The sequence below is a fragment of the Rhodococcus sp. OAS809 genome (assembly GCF_040546695.1).
In the GTDB taxonomy this organism is placed as follows: Bacteria; Actinomycetota; Actinomycetes; order Mycobacteriales; family Mycobacteriaceae; genus Rhodococcus_F; species Rhodococcus_F qingshengii.
Window position 1 is genome coordinate 4,221,870 of record NZ_JBEPOI010000002.1, and the last position, 16,046, is coordinate 4,237,915.

The window sequence follows — 16,046 nt, forward strand, 5'->3', positions numbered from 1 at the left end:
GATGGGGGTGGCTAGATGAGGCCGCGTCGACGCGCCTCGTCGGCGAGTCCGCTACGGCCCCACTGCACGGCGAGGTTGGACGGATCGAATTCGACCGAACCGCCGAGGGATTCGGCGATCGCCTGGAACTGTGCGCCCTCCTCGAGGAGGACGACGAACTTCGCGAGGTCGAGCAACCCGCTGCGGCCGATGACGTTGACCCCGCCGTTGGCTTCGAAGATCGCCACCAGATCGGGATCGTGTTCGAGACGCTCGAGAATGAAATCGCCTGCAGAACGGGACCGATCGATGTGCGGCGGAATCTCTCGGGAGAGCGTCAGCCTCTGCGAAGCCGCATAGCGGATGGGTAGCGTCCGATGTGTCTGTGCCCAACCGCCGAGCCACGGTGTGTGGATGTGGACAACGCTGGTGATTTCCGGATGCTGACGGAAGACCGATGCGTAGCCGGTGACAAATCCGGCCGATCCGTTGCCGGACAGCACCTCTCCATCGAAGGTGGCGACAACCGGTGACACCGACGGATCGTTCGCCCACGGTCCCGGATCGTTCAGGGCGACCGCGATTTCGGTGCCGGGTACTCGTTCGACGAAGTTGACGGTCCCGTTGGCTGCAACGGTTCCGGTCTTGCGGAAGACGTCGAATGCTTTGTCTGCTGCTTTGCGAGCTTCTTCGACGAATGCTGCGGTATCGGTGTCGAGTCGAGTTTCGGTGGTGGTCATCGAGTCTCCAGTCCAGAAGGTGTGATCGGGGTGCGCTGCAGGAGGGGAAGAACTTCTTCGCCGACGCGGTATGCCTCTTCGAGATGCGGGTTACCGGCGAGGATGAAGGCGTCGACGCCCAGTTCGCGCAGCTCGTCGAGTCTTTCGGCGACCTGCTCGTAACTGCCGACCAGTCCGAACGCCGGTCCGCCGCGGATGAGGCTGAAGCCGCACCACACGTTGGGTTGCACTTCCAGATCTCGGTAGCCGGTGATGTGTTCGGGTACCCAGCCTTTGATGCGGGCGGCGCCCACCGAGTCACCCTGGGCTGCACGGTCGGCGGCCCCCTTGTCGACGAAGGCCCAGCCTTTCTCGATCTCGGCCCACGCGGCTTCTTCGGTGTGCCGGGCTACGACGTCGATGCGTACGGCGAATTTCGGCGTGCGTCCCAGTTTGGCCGAGTTCTCCCGCACTCCGTCGATCTTGGCTCTGAGATCGGCGTACGGCTCCAGCCAGGAAAGGTAGTAATCGGAGTGCAGTCCGGCGGCGGCGACGGCTGCGGCCGAAGATCCGGAGAAGTACACCTCGGGAAACGGTTGGCCGGCCAGTCCGGTTGGCAGTGCGGCGCCGTGGGTTTGGAAGAAGCGACCGTCGAAGTCGAAAGGTTCGCCGTCCCACACACCCTTGAGGACATCGAGGAACTCGGACGTCCTGGTGTAGCGATCGTCGTGGTCGACCTTGTCGCCCCACCACAGCTGAGGCGCTCCACCTCCACCACTGATGATGTTGTAAACCAGACGTCCGCCGGTTGCGCGCTGCAGACTGGCCGACATCCGCGCTGCCTGTACCGGGTGCAGGAACCCTGGTTGGAACGCAACCATGAAACGGTAGGTGGTGGTCTCGGCGGCCAACGCTGCTGCGGTCGCCCACGGATCCTCGGTCATCGGGAAAGACGGCAGCAGTCCACCGAGGAACCCTGCGGACTCGGAAGCCTTTGCCACCGCGGCCATGTGGTCGATGTAGCTGTATCCGTCCAATTCGCCGCCGCGGATCGCGGGAGCAATGTTGCCCGGCCCGTATCCACCGGCATCGCCGCGGTTGTAGCGACGCGGAGTACGCAGTGACGCGTGGTCGCCTTCCATCCCGATCCGCCAATAGAAATCGATGCTCATGCGGTGGCCTTCTCTTCTGTGGTGGCCTTCTCTTCCTTGCGAATCCGACCCTCGGGATCGACCAGGTGCAGGAGATGCTCGCCCGCCCGGTGCAGCTCTTCGATGTGTGGCCGACCGGACAAGACGAAACCGTCCACGCCGATATCGCGATACGACGACAATCGCTGCGCCACCTCCTCGTAGCTTCCGACGAGGCCGATACTGTGCTCGTAGCCGATGCGGTCGAATCCGGACCACAGGATGCCGCCCCGATCGATCTCGAGTGCAGCGGAATCGGCTTCTCTCAGTTGCCGTTCGACGCGAGCCCAGGCTTCGTCCGCTGTTTCCCTCGCGATGATCGGGATGCGCAGGACCTTCTCGACGGTCCTGCCGAGTTCGGATGCTCGGTCGTCGAGGGTGGTGATCCGTGTCGACAACTCGTCGCCGGCAAGGGTGAACTGATGGACATCGGCATGGTGGGCCGAGAGTTCCAGAGCTTCCGGTGAGTCCCCGGTCAGATGCACTCGGGGAAAGCGGAGTCCCGACAAGATGCCTCGGAATCCGCCGCCGAGTACGTCGTAGTACTCGCCGTCGAAGTCGTAACCCGTGCCGCCGAATCCGCCAGGGAGAATCTGCTCCTCGTTCCATACGCCACGGGCGACGGTCAGGAACTCCGCGGCGCGCGCGTAGCGGTCGGCTCCTCGAACCACGTCGCCGCGAGCAGCGGCGTCTTCGGGGTCCGTCTCTACCTTCACTCGCCATTCGAGACGACCTGCTGACAGGCGCTGAAGTGTCGCCGACATTTTGGCGGCGTAGACGGGGGTGCCGAAAGTGGGGTGAAACTCCACGACCACTCGCGAATGACGCGTCTGACGTAGGGCGGCGGCAGCAACGATCCAGGATTCTTCGCCATTCGGATCGTACGGTGCGACAACGCCGTCGACGCCCGACAGTTCGGCGGCGAGAACGATCTGTGCCAATTCGTCGAAGGGCCCGAAGTTTCCGGGACGAACATCGGTCGCGACGGTAGTCGGTCGCTGCGGCCCGAAGCCGCCGCGACTGTTCAGTGCGGCCACCGCGCGGCGTCCGTCACCGCGAGACGGTAGCTCCCAGTAGACGTCCGTCATTCTGCTGTGCCCTTCTGCGCAACGAGGTTGCGTGCCTGTTCCAGTGGTTCGTGCGCCACCCAGGACTGCAGGTCGAAGTCGGCGGCAAGGAAGCCGTGCGCATACAGGAATTGTTTCTGCACGCCGAGCAGGTCCACACGCTCGTCAGACAGGCTCAAATGCAGTCCGGTGTGGAAGTTCTCGCCGTACGCTGCCACCACACCTTCGGGCCCCGACTGTGTTTCGGTCTGCAGAACGGCTCGGACCTCGTCGATGTTGGCTGCGGCCCAGTCCGCCGCTCTCAGGCTCTCGGCGAGGAAGCCCACGACGATGTCCGGGCGTTGTTCGAGTAAGTCGGCGTGAACTGTGATCGGTCGTGGGGTGCCGTTGTTGACGCGATCACGTAGCGATGCAGTGGAATCGAGATCGACGGCAACGGCGAGGCCATGTTCGCGGGCAACTTCCTGGGCGCGGGCACCCTTGACGTAGATGGCGTCGACGTCGCCGCGTAGCAGGGATTCGACGCCCCACGTCGTGTTGCGGGTGGACGAGGCGGTGCGGACCTCGGGGGCTGCCGTCGTCGCAACCTCGACGAGAGTGACGTCGGCAAAACTCAACTCGCCGAGTCGAAGTGCGGAGGCGAAGCCGTGCAGGGCCATGGCACGGGGAAAGCTCCTGGCCTGATCTGCCGCCCAGGCCGGGATGCCGATCCGAGCGCCTGCCAGAAGACCGGCTTCTCGGATGTCGGAGTCTCCGCGCACCAGGATTGCCTGGGCCTCGTCGATCCAGGTGAGCCCGATGAGCCTCGTCGGAGAACCACTGGCACGCGCGGCCAGTGCGGGGACGTTGCCGCCTTCACGAATGAGTCCGGAGAGGTGGTGATCGAAATGGCGCACTGCCAATTCCGGTCCGGCATCTTGCAGTACGCCGAAACGCACTCCGGATTCGTTTGCCGTCCGGTCGAGCCAACCGAGACTGTTGGCGAGGCCGCTGGCGGTGGGAACGGGGCAGCGGGTGTACCAGAGTGTGTCGATTGCGGAATCAGCGATCAATGTCATGACTGTCCTGTCCGTCGGGGAAGGTGCGACCGACGCCGAGTTCCTTCAGGAAACTCGCTCGGTAGCGCAGAGATTCGGGATCGTTCCGATCGCGGGGGCGTGGCAGGTCGATGTCGACATCCACGGCAAACCCGCCCTTGTCGAGGATGAGCACACGGTCGGCAAGTCGTACGGCTTCGTCGACGTCGTGCGTGACGAGTAGTACAGCCGGACGGTGGCGGGCGACCAGATCGCCTACCAAGTCTTGCATTTGGAGCCTGGTCAAAGCGTCGAGGGCTGCGAACGGTTCGTCGAGCAGTAATAGTTCAGGTTCGCGAACAAGAGCGCGCGCCAATGCGACGCGTTGGGCCTCACCGCCGGAGAGCGTGGCCGGCCAGGCGCGGTGCTTGTCCGCGAGGTTGACCTCGGAGAGTGCGTTGCGTGCGTTGTCGGCCACCTGGCGCGATCGCTTTTGTCCCACCGTGACATTAGCCAGAACTCGCTTCGACGGTATCAATCGCGGTTCCTGGTAGACGACCGTGCGGTCGCGCGGGACCAGCACCTCACCGCTGTCCGGTGCTTCCAAACCAGAGAGCACTCGCAGCAGGGTCGTCTTGCCGGTTCCGCTGGGGCCGAGCAGAACGACGAACTCGCCGCGCGTGATCTCGAGGTCGATACCACCTAGAACAGTCTTGTCGCCGAATGACTTACGCACTCCGGTGAGTGAGACTGCTACCGGTGATCCGGCACGTCGCTCGGCCGCAGTGGTGCCGGTCCGCTCACGGGCTGCCAACGGCGGCAGAGGTGCTTCGGTGGATGGCAGCGAGCCGATGGTTGTATTCGTCATCGCGCCACCGACAATCTCCGCCACGGCATGGAGTACCGCTCGATCAGTCTGACGATTGCGTCGAAGATGAGTCCCAGTGCCGCGTACATGACGATGCACAGAACCATGTAGTCGGTGCGGTTGTATTCCTGCGCCAGGGTGACCAGATACCCGATGCCCTCACGTGTGCCGACCTGCTCGGCGGCGATCAATCCGGTGATGCTGAGCGACAGGCAGATTCGAAGCCCCATCAGAACACCGGGGAGGGCGGTCGGAAGAATCGCTCCGAACACCAGTCGCCAACCCGTCAGGCCGAAACCTTGTGCCGCTTCCACCATCTTGCGATCGACTCCGCGCACTCCCAGGTAGGTGTACGCGTACATGGGGGCGACGGTCGCGACGGCGATCAGGACTACCTTGAAGGTTTCGTCGATACCGAACCAGGCGATGAACAGCGGAACGAGCGCGAGGAACGGAACCGCGCGATTGATCTGCATGGTCGAGTCGATCAGTTCTTCACCGAGCGAGGAGAGACCGGACAGAACCCCGAGCACCAATCCGACGATCACACCGACCGAAACACCGAGTGCAGCACGTTGAAGCGACGCGAGACCGAAGTCGACCAACTGACCCGACTGGTACAGCTCGGCGAATGCCGTCCACACCGCCGGAGGTCCGGCCAGGATCTCTTCTCGGATCAGTCCGGTAGCGGATCCGATCCACCATCCGGCAACCAGCAGCGCGGGCACGAGGAAGCGGAGTGGGATCGAGACCCACTTGGGCCTGCTGCGATTGCGGCGGTAGCGGGGCGTTTCGAGTTGTGGATGCTCCACTGACGGCGACGCAGTTCGTGCGGGCCGGGTCAGCGTCACCATCGGGTCACTTCCCCTCGGTGGTGGGCGCTGCCGCTGCCGAACCTGCCACAGCACCCTGGAGGTCGAAGATCACGTCACTGCCCTTGATCGGCTGCTGGATCACCTTGTTGTCGGCGAACAACGTGGAGATCGATTCGAGGTCGGTAGCGTCGGCTGCAGTCGGGTAGCGGAAGTTGGTGATCTGGCCGCCCAGGGTGATCGCGTCGTCGAGTCGCTGTCCGGAGAGTGCGCGCGGACCGGTCTGTTCGAAGACGTTCTCGAATGCTGCCGGGTCGGCCTGCTGCTTCGCGGTGAGTTCCTGGGTGACTTCGAGGAACTTCTGGACCACTTCGGGATGCGCTTCGAGTACTACGGTGCGGCCGGCGATGATGGTGCTGTCCACGGAGTCGATGCTCGCCTCGGTTGCGATCTCGACCGCGCCCTTGGCCTTGGCCTCCTGATACGGAATCAGGAACGATGCCCACGCGTCGACCTGCCCGGTGGAGAATGCCGACGCCGCGTCAGCCTGTTGCAGCGGAACACGTTCGACGGAATCGATCGGCACTCCGGCCTGCGTCAGAGCCTTGAGCGTGATGTACTCGCCCTTGCCTGCAGGGTTGACGGCAATGCGCTTGCCGGCCAGATCTGCGACGGTCTTGATGCCGGACTCCGGAGTGGCGATGATGCCGGCCTGGTCCTTGTTGTACGGGTCGGACGTGGCGAAGATGCGGACACCCACGTCCTTGGACAGTGCGCCGACGACGGGACTGTATGCGCCGGTTTGGATGTCGAGTTCACCGCTGTTGAAGAGTTTGAGGTTGGAGCTGAATCCCGGTGTGGTCTTGACCCATTCGATCTTTGCGCCCAGCGGTGCCAGCGCCTCGTCGTAGGTTCCGTCACGCTTGCCGACGGCGATGGCACCGGAGTTTCCGGGATCGAAGACCTTGAGCGTGAAGTCTGCGCTGGAATTGCCTGCGGCGCTGTCGGAATCGGAAGACCCACACGCCACCGCCAACCCGGCCAGCGGGATCATGGCGAGCGCAGCGGCAGCTCGTGGCAGTCGGCGGAAGCGGGACATGTATGTGGCTCCTTCAGGCGTTGAATCGTCAGAACTGACGACGATGACGCTATTGGGTGCCTGTCCGTTTTACCCCCGTTTGTTTTCTGGAGATTGGAAATCTTGACAACATCGGAAGTCTGTTCATCTGGGCTTTTGTAGCTCCACGTTCGGTTCCTTTCCATCTGATGGAAAGGATGGCCGGACTGCTGGGTCCGTGTTAGCGTCCGATTCTCAGGTCGATCAGGCCACAGCGAAAGGATCGTTCGTGACGGACGCACGCGGCGCGGGAGTTCAGACGGTAACCCGTGCCCTGACCATGCTCACATGTTTTCGCAGTGGCGAAGAACTGGGAGTCTCGGAAGTTGCGCGGCGACAAGAGCTTGCGGTCAGCACCACGCATCGATTGCTGCAGTCGCTCGTCGACGCGGGATTTCTCGAGAAGGACGACGCAACCAGTCGGTATCGCATCGGCGCGGCGCTGGCGGCTTACGGACAGGTCTCCTACCGGCAGCATCGGATCTATCTGTCCGAGCCCTATTTGGAGCAATTGGCCGCGACGACAGGAGCATCCGCTTCCCTGGCAGTGCGAAGCGGAAGTGAGGTGGTGTTGCTCGGATTCAGTCGGTGGCGCGAGGCCGACGGGCACGTGCTGCAGGGTGTCCGCCTTCCCTTGCATGCGAGCGCACTGGGGAAAGCCTTTCTGGCTTGGTCCGATGTCGACGATTCCGAGCTGGCTGCGCTGCCACGTGAAGCGACCACTCAGCGTGCGATCACCGATGTCGCCGGTATCCGCCGGGAACTGGAACTGACTCGTGAGCGAGGATACGGATTCAACGACGAGGAGTTGACCCCGGATTTCCGAACGATCGGAATTCCGATAATCGATGGATCTGGCACTGTGCGTTACGCTCTCGGGCTTCGTGGTCCGGTCGAGCTGATGATCGACGAACGGATTCCGTTCCTCGCGGATCTTGCCAAGGTGACTGCACGACAGATCGGTGAGGTCCTTCTCCGACGTGATGTGAAAGCGCTTGTGGCAGATCCGGCCGAACGTGATTACCGTTGAAGTCGAGGGCGCGATCGCACAATGGCTACGCGACGTGACCGCGTCCTCGCGAGCGTGGAGACGAGTGATGACGACGATCGGTGTCGTTGCCCTGTTGCTGGGCGTCCTGTTGATCGTGGTCGAGGCGCATGCCCCAACCGCGGGGGTGCTCGGTGCGCTTGGAGCACTCATGATCGGTGCCGGCGTGTGGATGCTCTTCACGTCCGACGGTATCGGGCAATTGATCGCGATCCCGGTGACGGCGGGGGTCGCGGTAGTCGGCCTGGGCGTGGTGGCGGTAGCGAGTCGAAAAGCGCTTACCGCGCGCCGCGCTCCCGTGCGTACGGGGACGGAATCTCTTGTCGGCTCGGACGCGACCGTTCGCAGTTGGACCGGTGCGCAGGGTCAGGTCGAGCTCGACGGCGGATTATGGCGTGCTCGAATGGAATTCGGGTACGACGATTCTGTGCCCGCCGTGGGCGAATCCGTCGTCGTAGAGCAGGTTCGAGGCCTGACTCTGAAAGTGCGCCGTCGTGAACCGTGGGAGCTGCCGCTATGACCACCGTGCTTGTCGTGTTGTCCGTGTTTGTCGTGCTGATTGCAGTCCTTGTGGGCATGTCGGTGAGAGTTCTGCGCGAGTACGAGCGCGCGGTGGTGTTCCGCCTCGGTCGACTGATCACCTTGAAGGGTCCTGGTCTGGTGATTCTGGTGCCGGCGATCGATCGTATGGAGCGGGTCAGTCTGCGAACCGTTACGCTGAAAATACCTGTCCAAGAAGTGATTACCCGCGACAACGTTCCTGTGAAGGTCACCGCCGTCACGTACTTTCGGGTCGTCGACGCTGACCGTTCGATAGTCGAAGTCGAGGATTTTCTGGCCGCCACCTCACAGATCGCCCAGACCACACTGCGCTCCATCCTCGGTAAAGCTGAGTTGGACTCGCTCCTCTCCGAACGTGAACGGCTCAACGAGGACTTGCAGAAGGTAATCGATCAGCAGACCGAGCCGTGGGGAGTCAAGGTCACGACCGTCGAGATCAAGGACGTCGAGATTCCGGCCAACATGCAGCGCGCCATCGCCAGGCAAGCAGAGGCCGAACGAGAGCGGCGAGCCAAGATCATCAACGCCGACGCCGAGTTTCAGGCTTCGGCCAAGCTCGCCGAGGCGGCCGAGGTGATCAGCCGCAATCCGACCACCCTGCAGTTGCGATATCTGCAGACACTTCACGAGATCGGTAGCGAGAACAACTCCACCGTTGTCTTCCCCTTGCCGCTGGATCTTGTCCGGCCCTTTATCGGTGGCGGAGTTGCGGCAACTCCCGCGACCCAAGAACCTGCCCGTTTCGCCTGGAATGCGAAAGTTGTTGATTAGCATCTAGTTTCGGTTATCCGTTCCTTGTATTCGAAACTATGTTCGATTAGACTTTCGGCATGGACAGTCGGGATGCGTGGCAGCTGGATGGCGAGGGCCTCAAGGGGGAGGTTCTGGATCTGGTGCGTGTCCGGCACGAGTTGCAGTCGCGGTTGGTGTTGCTGATCGTGGAGGTGTTTTCCCGTGAGGTTCTCGGCGGGAAGGGTTTTCGGGCGATCGCGCAGTGGTTGCATGGTTCGACGAATTTGGAGATCGGTGAGTGCAGTCTGCTGGTCGGGTTGGCGCGGTTGTTGATGCTCGAACCTGTTGTCGCGGATGCGTTTCACCGTGGTGATGTGGATGCGTTGAAGGCGCGGCAGGTTGCGTCGTTTTGTCAGCATCCGCCGAAGAACATGACGCCGGCGGACGTGGACAAGGCTCGCGGGATCTTGCTCGGGTTGGCGTCGAAGAACATTGCCGATTGTGATGCGGTGCGGGCGGCGATCCGGCGGATCGAGAAGCAGTACGGCAAGCGTGAGGACGGTGTTCCGGTCGGCGAGGATTCGGAGCGTAACGAGTTCTACGCCTCGAAAGGTTTGTACGGGCGGGTGTCGGTGAAGGGTGACTTGGATGCTGTGAACGGGGCGCGTCTGATCTTGTTGTCGAGTCTGTCGGCGCCGACGCCGGAGAAGGACGGTGTCAAGGACACGCGTACGCCGGCGCTGCGGCGGGCGGACGGGTTCTGCGAGTTGTTGCGGCGGTACGAGCGGGCGGGGTTGGGTCCGATCGAGGGCGGGGTGAAACCGCACATCACGGTGACCGCGTCGGCAAAAGATATGACGGACCTTAAAGTTCTGAAAGACCTCCTGCCGTCCACTGAGGAGTTGGGGTTCGCGTGGACGGATTGGGTGGGCCCGATCAGTATCGATACCGCCCGGATGTTGGCGTGCGACTGCACCGTGACGCGAATTTTGTTGGATGAGAATGGTGTTCCGCTCGACTGCGGTAAGGAAGCGAGAACGGCGACGGTGCCGCAGCGGCGGGCTCTTGCGGTTCGGGATGGTGGGTGTGCGTTTCCGGGGTGCGGGACACCGTCGGGGTGGTGCGATGCCCATCATATTGTTCACTGGAACGATGGCGGCCCAACGGATCTCGACAATCTGATCTTGTTGTGCGGTCATCATCATCGGACACTGCACCACACCGAATGGCGGGTGGAGATCGAGCCGGATCGGAAGACAGTGTTCTATCCACCGATGTCGATCGACCCGTATCAACAGCCGATCGGCGGGAACAGCCCACCCACAGCAGCCTGAACGGGCGCAACTGAATACGTACACACCGGGGCTTAGCCATGCCCCGGTGTGTACGGCGTGTGCGGTCAGAGCATCGTCGAGATATGGTCCGGCAGCGCGACACCGGAGTCGAGATCCTCGGACGGGATCGGTTCACCGAAGTGCGTAGCTGCGGGAACTACTCCAGCCCAAACGGTTTCGATACCGATGTCGGCGGCATCGTCACCGGGGCCGCCGGTGCGAGCCTTGACGGAAGCCTCGTACAACGGCAGCGCAAGAACGATGGTTGCCACCATTTCCTTGCGCGTGTGATCCCGCAAGTGTTGGGAACGTCCGGGAACCACCTGGTCGACGATCAGATTCAAAGCCTTCACGCGTTCGTCGCCGTCGGTCACGACTCGAGGTGATCCGATGATGACGCCGCTGCGGTAGTTCATCGAGTGGTGGAAGCCCGACCGAGCCAACACGAGCCCGTCGAGGATCGTGATGGTGATGCAGATTTCGCTGTCGGGAGCCAAGCTCCGTGAAGCGACTGAACCGTGAACATAAATAGATCCGCCGCGGTCGGGGCCGTCGAGGTCGAACCCGTAGGCGGTGGGAAACACCATGGGAACTCCGCCGACGGTCACACCCATGTGGCACAGCTTCGCGGACTGCAAGACGTCGACGAGTGCCGCGCGTTCTGCGACGCCGTGGTGGCGGGCGCGCTTGTGCGTCGTACGTGCTGTTGGGGACAGCGGAACAGGTGCAGTGGGGGCAGGAGCAGGGGCAGCAAAGACAACGGAATCTGTCATGCAGACAATGCTGGTGGCAAAGTGGCTTCAAGTCATGGTCCAATCAGTGGAGACTTCGATAGGCCACTTCGATTTGCCACTTCCGGGAGGATTCCGAATGTTTCTGCCTTCGGCGGTAGCCGTCGTCCTCGACCGGACAGATCGGCGGGCGCTCCCGATCCAGATTGCCGACCACCTCAGAGCTGATATCCGCAGTGGTAAGGCGGCAGTGGGTCTGAGGTTACCCAGTTCCCGGAAGCTGGCGGCGGAACTCGAGGTGGCGCGGGGCGTCGTGGAACGGGCGTATGAGCAGTTGATCGCCGAGGGTTGGCTTGTCGCTGTGCACGGCTCAGGCACCTTCGTTGCCGAGGCGCCCTCCCCCATGGTCACTCCCACGACTACACCGAAGAATGCCGCCGACAAGATGTCGCCCAGGGTGCAGCTCCGGCCGGGCGTGCCGTGGACGCCGCCGCGTGCATCGGCAGCGTGGCGGCGGGCGTGGCGTGACGTCGGGTCCAAACCGCCACCTTTCGAGGATCCCGATCCTGCGGGTGACTACGAATTGCGTTCGGCACTATCGGAATTGCTGGCAAGAGCCCGCGGAATGTCGGTTGAACCCGAGAGAATCCTGATCACCTCAGGTGCCACGCATGGTCTCGGCCTCGCCCTGTCGGCTCTGCGTACCCGTGGTGCTGTTCTGGCGATGGAAGATCCCGGATACCGGTATGCGTCCTCGGCCGCTACAGCCTGTGGATGGTCGCTGCTCGACGTGCCCGTCGACGCTCATGGTCTCTGTGTCGACCAACTCGAAACTGCGTCGGAGAGCGTCCGTGGCGTGTATGTGACACCGTCCCATCAGTATCCGACGGGTGGGCTGCTTCCGGTAGGTCGGCGCAACCAGTTGATCGAGTTCGCCCGCGTCCGCGACGTCGTCCTGTTCGAGGACGACTACGACTCCGAATTCCGTTACGACGTAGCGCCTTTGCCTGCGCTTGCCCAGTTGGCTCCTGATCGGGTGGTGTATCTCGGAACAGTTGCAAAGACGCTCGGCGCCGGAATTCGATTGGGCTGGTTGGTAGCTCCCCTCGACCTGGTCGACCGCATAGCAGTACACCGCCAGCGAATCGGCGACTTCCCGTCGGTTCCGCTGCAGCAAGCACTCCTGTCCCTGCTCCGTGACGGCGAATGGGATCGAGCGGTGCGTACCGCCCGGCGCAGGTACCGGGAGCGTGATCGGGCGGTCGAGGAAGCGCTGTCATCGTTCGGTGAACTGCGGGGTCTCGGCGCCGGCATGCACACGACGCTCATGCTCGACGCGGATCTGGCAGCCACCGTCGCTCGCGAGGCACTTGAACACGGCGTCGAAGTGCCCACCCTGGTCGAGTCCACCCGAACGCACGGAGACCCCGGCGGATTGGTCATCGGCTACGGGCGAGTGGAATCCGCGGACCTCGAATATGCGCTCGAGGTGATAGCCGAGTGCCTCGCACGTCACTGCGCGTGAAGTCTCGTTGATCGGGAGTGCGGCAACGGATGGGCGTGGTCCAGTTCTAGCGTCTGCTCGTGACGATCCGAAGCCAGACCTTTCCGCACCTGCTCGCACCAGGCACCATCGGCCCGATGACCGTGCCCAATCGTGTGGTTCTCCCTGCGATGGACATGAACCTGTGTGAAGACGGGGAAATCGAAAAGGGCGACATCGACCACTTCGTGGCTCGTGCGGCTGGTGGAACGGGTCTGATCATCACCGGTTGCTGCGCTGTTGCGTATCCGCTGGGCTGCACCAGCCGCAAGGAACCGGGGCTTTCGGAAGACCGGTTCATCCCCGGTCTGAAGGCGTTGGCCGACGCAGTCCACGACGCGGGCAGCAAGCTCTGTGTGCAGATGACACACCACGGCAAGGTGGCGCGCATCGATACCCTCGACGGCCGACCGCAGTTGGTCCCGTCCACGCCGAAGCCGCCGGGTGACATGAGCGCGATGGCCGATTGCACGCCAGAAGAACTGGGCAAGATGGCTGCCATCAACGAGGGCAAGAGGGCTACGTACCACGAGGCAACCAAGGAAGATCTTGATTGGCTGGTTCGCATGTTCGCCGAGGCTGCCGGACGGGTGAAGGCGGCGGGCGGCGACGCCGTCGAGATTCACTGTGCCCACAACTACGTCCTCGGAGCGTTCCTGAGTCGGTACACGAATCAGCGCAGCGACGAGTACGGAGGTTCCATGGAGAACCGTGCTCGCCTCGCTTGTGAGGTCATTCGGGCGGTCAAGGAGGAGGTCGGTGGTGCGCTCGCCGTCATCGTGCGTCTGGCCGGTCAAGAGTACGGCGAAACCGACGGGCTGACGGTCGACGAGGCTGCTGCGGCCGCGAAGATGTTCGAAGAGGCCGGCGCTGACGCCATTCACGTCACCGGTACCGCGCTGAATGCTTTTGCCAACTTCACCGACGGCCCCCTGCCCGACAAGGTCGGCTACTACACCGACAATGCAACGCGAATCAAGCAGGCGATATCGATCCCCGTGATCACGGTCGGACGTATGCTCCCCGAGGTCGGCGAGAAGATGATCGCGGAAGGTCGCACGGACTTCGCCGCAATGGGCCGCCAGCTCCTGGCCGATCCACAGTTGGTGAACAAACTCAAAGACGGTGCACCCGAGCGGGTTCGGCCTTGCATCAATTGCTACGTCTGCGTGCAGGAGAACTTCTGGGACGAGACGCCGCTGTGCGCTGTCAATCCCGCGCTCGGCAACGAAGCGCTTCTCCCCTTCGTCCGGACCAGCACTCCGAAACGCATTGTTGTGGTCGGAGCGGGCCCCGGTGGTCTCGAGACGGCCCGCGTGGCCGCTGAACGTGGGCACCGAGTCACGGTGTTGGACAAGTCCGATCGCCTCGGTGGCACCCTGTGGTTCTCGAGCCTCACTACCCCGGACAACGGGCGTCTGCTCAGCTGGTTGAAAGTGGAAATCGAGCGTCTCGGTGTCGATGTTCGACTGAAGACCGAAGCCTCGGTTGCCTTGATCCGGGCACTGAACCCCGACGCCGTAGTCGTGGCCACCGGTGCGGTTCGTGAGCGGCCTAGCGTTCCGGGCGGTGATCTCCCGCACGTGCACACCGGTGATTCGTTGCGCGCGTTGATGACCGGAGCGGGAGACGTCTCACAGGTACCGCCGTTCCTGCGGACGATGGCCAAGTTGGGCAAGCTGTCCGGTATCACCAAGAGCCCCGCGGCGATCCGAGCTGTGACCCGCAAGTTCCTGCCCATGGGTAAGGACGTTGTCGTGATCGGTGGTTCGCTTGTCGGACTCGAGCTCGCGGAGTTCCTGGCCGAGCGAGGTCGCAATGTGACGCTGATCGAAGAAGGCCAGCAGTTGGGCATTCCGATGGCGATGCCGCGCCGCTGGACGGCGGTGCGGCACGCCAAGCATGTCGGCGTGAACATTCACCGCAATTCAACGGTGCAGCGCATCACCAAGGAGCACGTCGAATTCCGTTCCGGTGACAAGACACTGACCGCTCCGGCCGACATGGTTGTCGTCGCCTCGGGAGTGTCGGCGCAGGCGCCACTGGCCGACGCTCTGATCGGCGTCGTCTCCGACGTGCACGTGGTCGGTGACGCGGTGAACGTCGACTACATCGAGGGCGCGATGCACACGGCGTGGAAAGTCGCGATGGATCTTTGACCCATCCCCTAGGTAGCGCTTTGTGCCGCAACGATGTCCGGCCACCAGCGGGCCGCGACATCGGGGTGCGCACGTAGTCGACTCTTGAGGGCGTTCGCCCCGTAGGAATCGTGGATCGGGTTGTTCGCGTCCACGGTGACGCCGGTGGCGCGCGCCGCGAGCTCGGGCGGTAGGTCGAACTCCGGGATCTGCGCTGCGTAGTTCGGGTTGAAGAAGAACGGCACCGAGATACGTTCACCGTCGCCCTCGGGTGAAACTACCCGGTGCACAGTCGCTTTCAAGTAGCCACCGGTAGCGACCTCGAGCAGTTCGCCGATGTTGACCACCAGCGCCCCGTCGATCGGCGGCGCGTCGATCCAGTCGCCGTCGTGCTCGACCTGCAGACCGCCCTTGCCCGGTTCGACATAGAGCAGAGTCAGCACACCCGCGTCCTTGTGTCCGCCGACGCCCTGGGAGCCGGCACCTTTCGGGCGGCCCGGGTAACGCACCACCTTGATGAGGATCGACGGATCGTGAGCGAACGCGTCGTCGAAGATGTTCGCATCCTGGCCCAGGGCTACCGCCCATTCGCGTAAGAGGCTCAATGCGATCGAGGTGAGTGTGTCGTTCCACTCGGTGATGACGTCGCGGAGTTCGGGAAGGGCGTCGGGCCACTGGTTGGGGCCCTGCAGGATCTCCCAGGCCGGTGAGGTGTCGGTGCGCTCGGCCGCGGGCTGTTCGGCCCCGATGTCGATCTGCTCGCGCCAGTCCTGCTTGCCTTCGGTCAGTTCGCCGCCGAGCCGGGTGTACCCACGGAAGTGCGGGCTGCGGACGTTCTCGATCGCGAGCTTCTCGGCAGTCGGCAGCGCGAAGAACTCGCGGGCGACGGCGAGGAGGCGGCGCTGCAGTTCGTCGGGAATTCCGTGGCCGACCAGGTAGAAGAATCCGACCTCGTGGGTGGCCTCGCGGAGCTGAGTGCGGAACTGCTCGGCGGTGTCGGGGTTCTGCGCAAGCGATAGATCGAGCACTGGCAGCGACGTAATCGACATGGGGTCCTCGATCCGTGTGATGGTTCTGATGTCCATCATTCCACGCTGAGCGGCACCCGGACCCGCACGGCAATTCGGCAGCCGCAGGCGTGATTACCCGCGCGGATGCGGAAACACCCTGCGGATAACAGAATCGGGGCCT

General features: G+C 63.1%; 15 protein-coding genes. 6 read left to right on the plus strand and 9 right to left on the minus strand.

What is annotated here, in order from left to right; all coding sequences use genetic code 11:
- Positions 1-11 precede the first annotated feature (11 nt).
- From ABIE52_RS22655 to ABIE52_RS22685, 7 genes are read right to left on the minus strand one after another with little or no spacing between them, the layout of a single operon-like run.
- Positions 12-719, minus strand: coding sequence for a class II aldolase/adducin family protein (locus tag ABIE52_RS22655; protein ID WP_047271865.1), 708 nt, complete (start codon positions 717-719; stop codon positions 12-14).
- On the minus strand, positions 716-1,870 hold the full coding sequence (locus tag ABIE52_RS22660; RefSeq protein WP_007735501.1) for an LLM class flavin-dependent oxidoreductase: 1,155 nt from the start codon (positions 1,868-1,870) through the stop codon (positions 716-718). The genes ABIE52_RS22655 and ABIE52_RS22660 overlap by 4 nt, the downstream gene beginning before the upstream one ends.
- Entirely contained in the window at positions 1,867-2,976 is a 1,110-nt protein-coding gene (locus tag ABIE52_RS22665; RefSeq protein ID WP_050656907.1) for an LLM class flavin-dependent oxidoreductase, read from the minus strand. Before ABIE52_RS22665 ends, ABIE52_RS22660 begins: the two co-directional genes overlap by 4 nt.
- Positions 2,973-4,013 carry an ABC transporter substrate-binding protein gene (locus ABIE52_RS22670; protein ID WP_007735503.1) on the minus strand — a complete coding sequence of 347 codons (1,041 nt, stop codon included), beginning with the start codon at positions 4,011-4,013 and terminating at the stop codon, positions 2,973-2,975. Before ABIE52_RS22670 ends, ABIE52_RS22665 begins: the two co-directional genes overlap by 4 nt.
- Positions 3,997-4,839, minus strand: a complete 843-nt coding sequence (locus ABIE52_RS22675) for an ABC transporter ATP-binding protein (protein WP_118606044.1) — start codon at positions 4,837-4,839, stop codon at positions 3,997-3,999. The genes ABIE52_RS22670 and ABIE52_RS22675 overlap by 17 nt, the downstream gene beginning before the upstream one ends.
- Positions 4,836-5,693 (minus strand): ABC transporter permease, encoded by an 858-nt coding sequence (locus ABIE52_RS22680; protein ID WP_003946011.1) that lies wholly within the window; start codon positions 5,691-5,693, stop codon positions 4,836-4,838. Before ABIE52_RS22680 ends, ABIE52_RS22675 begins: the two co-directional genes overlap by 4 nt.
- A 4-nt stretch (positions 5,694-5,697) precedes the next feature.
- Positions 5,698-6,750 (minus strand): NrtA/SsuA/CpmA family ABC transporter substrate-binding protein, encoded by a 1,053-nt coding sequence (locus ABIE52_RS22685; protein WP_064113624.1) that lies wholly within the window; start codon positions 6,748-6,750, stop codon positions 5,698-5,700.
- A 247-nt stretch (positions 6,751-6,997) separates the two neighbouring features.
- On the opposite strand from ABIE52_RS22685, the gene ABIE52_RS22690 reads away from it, so the two are divergent.
- The 4 genes from ABIE52_RS22690 (at position 6,998) to ABIE52_RS22705 (ending at position 10,443) form a co-directional block, all read left to right on the plus strand.
- On the plus strand, positions 6,998-7,798 hold the full coding sequence (locus ABIE52_RS22690; RefSeq protein ID WP_192712625.1) for an IclR family transcriptional regulator: 801 nt from the start codon (positions 6,998-7,000) through the stop codon (positions 7,796-7,798).
- Between the two features lie 67 nt (positions 7,799-7,865).
- Positions 7,866-8,336 carry an NfeD family protein gene (locus ABIE52_RS22695; protein WP_007735511.1) on the plus strand — a complete coding sequence of 157 codons (471 nt, stop codon included), beginning with the start codon at positions 7,866-7,868 and terminating at the stop codon, positions 8,334-8,336.
- Positions 8,333-9,148 (plus strand): slipin family protein, encoded by an 816-nt coding sequence (locus ABIE52_RS22700; RefSeq protein ID WP_003946040.1) that lies wholly within the window; start codon positions 8,333-8,335, stop codon positions 9,146-9,148. The genes ABIE52_RS22695 and ABIE52_RS22700 overlap by 4 nt, the downstream gene beginning before the upstream one ends.
- A gap of 59 nt (positions 9,149-9,207) precedes the next feature.
- A complete protein-coding gene (locus tag ABIE52_RS22705; protein ID WP_192712626.1) occupies positions 9,208-10,443 on the plus strand; it encodes an HNH endonuclease signature motif containing protein in 1,236 nt (411 codons plus the stop codon).
- 65 nt (positions 10,444-10,508) lie between these two features.
- On the opposite strand, the gene ABIE52_RS22710 is transcribed toward ABIE52_RS22705, so the two are convergent.
- Positions 10,509-11,216 (minus strand): pyridoxamine 5'-phosphate oxidase family protein, encoded by a 708-nt coding sequence (locus ABIE52_RS22710; RefSeq protein ID WP_007735513.1) that lies wholly within the window; start codon positions 11,214-11,216, stop codon positions 10,509-10,511.
- 97 nt (positions 11,217-11,313) lie between these two features.
- Between ABIE52_RS22710 and pdxR the strand changes: the two genes are divergently transcribed.
- Positions 11,314-12,699 carry a MocR-like pyridoxine biosynthesis transcription factor PdxR gene (pdxR, locus tag ABIE52_RS22715; RefSeq protein WP_125052430.1) on the plus strand — a complete coding sequence of 462 codons (1,386 nt, stop codon included), beginning with the start codon at positions 11,314-11,316 and terminating at the stop codon, positions 12,697-12,699.
- A 59-nt stretch (positions 12,700-12,758) separates the two neighbouring features.
- On the plus strand, positions 12,759-14,876 hold the full coding sequence (locus ABIE52_RS22720) for an oxidoreductase (protein WP_192712627.1): 2,118 nt from the start codon (positions 12,759-12,761) through the stop codon (positions 14,874-14,876).
- Positions 14,877-14,884: 8 nt separating this feature from the next.
- Here ABIE52_RS22720 and ABIE52_RS22725 read toward each other — a convergent pair whose 3' ends face one another.
- On the minus strand, positions 14,885-15,943 hold the full coding sequence (locus ABIE52_RS22725; RefSeq protein ID WP_019746062.1) for an isopenicillin N synthase family dioxygenase: 1,059 nt from the start codon (positions 15,941-15,943) through the stop codon (positions 14,885-14,887).
- Between the last annotated feature and the right edge of the window lie 103 nt (positions 15,944-16,046).